General features: G+C 76.6%; 1 protein-coding gene and 1 pseudogene. Both read right to left on the bottom strand.

Annotation, left to right across the window (positions count from 1 at the left end; genetic code table 11):
• Positions 1-49: 49 nt before the first annotated feature.
• Complete coding sequence (locus VQ03_RS26595) at positions 50-2752, bottom strand: cellulose biosynthesis cyclic di-GMP-binding regulatory protein BcsB (protein ID WP_048453934.1); 2703 nt, start codon at positions 2750-2752, stop codon at positions 50-52.
• A gap of 10 nt (positions 2753-2762) precedes the next feature.
• Positions 2763-3280 (bottom strand): annotated as a pseudogene (locus VQ03_RS33995) (hypothetical protein); the annotation flags it as partial.

The raw sequence follows: 3280 nt of genomic DNA, 5'->3' as shown, positions 1-3280 counted from the left end.
GCGAGGAGCAGGGCGGCGGCGCAGGCGAGGGTGGAGACCATCCGGCGGCTCATCGGTTCCTCCGGCCGAGCTGGCGCACCAGGCTCGTCGTGGCGAGCCCGAGGCAGAGCGCCATGACCAGCGTCATCGCCACGTAGGCGCCGGGATTGAGGGAGAGCCAGGCGGCCGAGACCAGCCGCAGGTTCGCGAGGCTCCGGCCTTGCGTCTCGATCAGCCCGACGCGCTTCGGCTGCACCGTGCTGAGGCTGCCGTCCGAAGCGTCCAGGAAGGCGGCCTGGCCGACGAGGCTGGTCCAGACCACCGGGTCGACGAGGCAGGAGACCGAGGCCCGGAGCATCGAGGGGTTGGGAGCGGTCACCAGCACGGTGCCGTCCTCGAGCCGTCCGCTCCCCTCTTGATCAGCCCCCAGGCCGGCCCCCTGCGCGACGATCAGCGAGGCGCGGGGGTTGAGCGGCACGGCGTCGGGCGCCGGCCCGCCGAGGAGCCGCAAGGAGAGGTCGCGCATCTCCGCCGCCCGCTGGACCAGGCCCTCCCAGGCATTGGCGAGCACCGCCGGGACGACGGCGAGGCCGCGCGCCGACTCGTCCCAGCGCGCGACCAGATCCGCCTCGCTGTCGGCCGGCGCCTCGCCGGGCGACGTCGGGGAGGCCGGCGACGAGACTTGCGACGAGACTTGCGGCGAGACTTGAGAGGAGACTTGCGCGGCGACCTGCACCCTGGCCGCGTTGGCCTGGGCCGGACCCGCCTGGGCCGCGGCGGCCGTGCGCAGCGGCGTGGTGAGGGCCGGCAGGGCGCAGCGCATCGGCAGGTTGCGGCGCAGGCGGTCCAGGGTGACGACGCCCTCGGTCCCGAACGGGCCGGGGGTGGCCACGGTCTCGGCCCGGCCCTCCCAGATGCTCCGCACCTGGGCCGGGTCGAGGCCGACCGCCTCGAGGGCGGCGGGCGTGAGGGCGCGGACCGGGGCGACGACGAGGCGGGCGCCGCCGCCCGGCGCGCGCTCGTCGCCGCCGATCTCGAAGTCGATGACGCGGCCGGCCGCGATGGCGAGGCGGGCCGCCAGGGTCGCGGCGGCGGAGGTCGAGTCGCGGTCCGGGGTCGGCAGGATCAGGCGCGGGCGCGGGCCGGGGGCCACGAACGGCACCGCACCGGCCTTGACGGCGGCGAGGTCGGGGCTGCGCACGGCGCGGGCGAGCGCCGGGACGTCGAGGCGGGTGCGGTCGAGGAACAGGAAGCGGGCGCGCTTGGCGCCGGGCGCCAGGGTGTCGCAGGTTCGGTCGGCGGTGGTGGGGAGCTGGGCGCTGATCTCGACCCGGTTCAGCCCCGGCCGCCACAGGCTCAAGGGGAGCGGGATCGCGCTGTCGGTGAAGACCTCGCCGCGGCTGTAGGGCAGCGGCACGCTGGCGGCGTTGCGGCCGTTGATGTCGACGACGATCCGGGCGCTCGGCTCCAGGCCGGCCGCGTAGCCGCCGGCGAGGTGCAGCATCACCTTGCCGTAATCGGCCGGGACGAAGTCGGCCGGGAAGCGCACCGCGAAGCCGACCCGCAGGAGCCGGCCGTTGAATTCGCGGCTCGTGACCCCGAGCTGATCGAGCGTCAGGCTCTCGCCGCCCTGCACGGGATAGCCCCGGGTCAGCTCGGCGAGCCGGGAACCGGCCGGCGTGCCGGACCCGTCGCCCGAGGCGGCCAGCGTCAGGATGGCCTGGCGCACGTCGGCCGCGGTCGCACCGGTGACGACGAGGACCGGGGCGCGGCTGCCCCGCGGCGCCAGCAGGGCGACCCGCGGGCCGGTGATGGCCCCGAGCTCCTCCACGCCCTCCGTGCCGCGGATCTCGGCGGCGGTGCCGACGAGCAGGTTGAGGCCGGCGCGGCCGGTGAGGGCCGAGCCGAAGCTCACCGCCGGCCGGGCCAGGCGCCCGATCAGCGCGACCGCCTGCACGGCGCCGATCATCCGCTCGAGCCGCTCCGGGCTCGGCCGCTCGGCCAGCATCACGCCGATCGGAAGGGCTCCGCTCTCGTCGGGCTCCAGGGCCGCCAGGGTCTTGAGGTCGAGGTCGGAGGCCTGCCCCACGACGAGGCCGGAGCGGGACGGGTCGATCTGGGTCCACAGCTCGTAGGTGGCCTCGGTCGAGCAATCGACCCGGTGACGCTGGCTCGCCGTGAGGCCGACGGCGTTGTAGCCGGCCTTGAGCAGGCCCTCGGGCAGGGGGAACTCCACCACCTTCACGGCGCCGGGGGCCTGGATCCGGGTCCAGCCGACCTTGGCGCCGTTGACGCTGGCCGACAGCTCGGAGGCCTCCGGCGCCACCGAGATCGCCGACAGGTACGAGACGCGCAGCTTCGTCTGCCCCCGGGCCTGCGCCTCGGTCAGGTAGACGGGGAATTGCAGGGAATCCTCCTCGCCGGCGAGGCGGTAGCCCCGGGTGCCGGCCGGGAACCGCCGCGCCGCCGCGACCGCCGCCAGGACCGGCATGCCGCGCCGCGCGGACTCGGCCTCCGGCCCCTGTCCCTGTCCCTGCGGCGCTTGCGGCCGCGCCGGGGCCGCGCGCAGGGGCTCGCCGCTGGGCGGCAGGGTCAGGCGCTCGGCCGGGCCGGTGCCGAGGAAGCTCTGGGCGAGGGCGGGCGTGGCGAGGAGGCCGGCGATCAGGAGGGCCGCCACGGCCGAGGCCGCGCGCGCCTCCTTCGCCCCGTCCCCTCCCGATAGGCGGAAAGGGGAAGGGAGGAGGCGGTGGAGGGCAGCCGGTCGGCGCAGCATCATCCCGGCCTCACGCCGCATCGGTGCGCCGGCCGCGGGCGGCGAGCGCGCGGTCGTTCTCGAAATCGAGCATCAGGCGGACCCAGTCGCCTTCGGCCTCCGCTTCGGTTGGAGCCGGGGGATGCGCTTGGGCGGGCGCCGGGTGGGGCGCTTGCGGGTGCTTGTGGGGTTGCGCCTGTGTCCGCACCGGAATGACCGGCCGCACGGGCGGCGCGAAGGGCAGGTCGACCGGCTGCAGCGGGGCAGCCCCGTGGGAAGCCCCGCGGATGGCGGCGGCCCCTTGGACAGTGGCGGTCCCTTGGGCAGTGGCGGCCCCTTGGGCAGTGGCGGCCCCTTGGGCAAAGACTTGGTCGGAGCCATGGGCAGGCTGAAGAGCAGGCTCGTCGTAGACCGGCGCGGCGGCCGGGGCCTCGACCGCGGCGGGGCGGCGCGCCCCCCCGGCGGGCGCGGAGGGCAGGGCCCGGGCGGGGTCGGCGGGGCCGCACCCGACGAACTGGAGGGGGCCGGGGGAAAGGGCCTTGTGGCGGG

It is taken from the genome of Methylobacterium tarhaniae (genome assembly GCF_001043955.1).
GTDB classification, from domain to species: Bacteria; Pseudomonadota; Alphaproteobacteria; order Rhizobiales; family Beijerinckiaceae; genus Methylobacterium; species Methylobacterium tarhaniae.
Note: the sequence above shows the minus strand (reverse complement) of the source record. Positions and strands in the feature narration are given on the sequence as shown.

What these genes read in the sequence shown, in the direction of transcription:
- VQ03_RS26595 (WP_048453934.1), bottom strand. Translation starts at nt 2,752, where the DNA reads ATGCTGCGCCGACCGGCTGCCCTCCACCGCCTCCTCCCTTCCCCTTTC.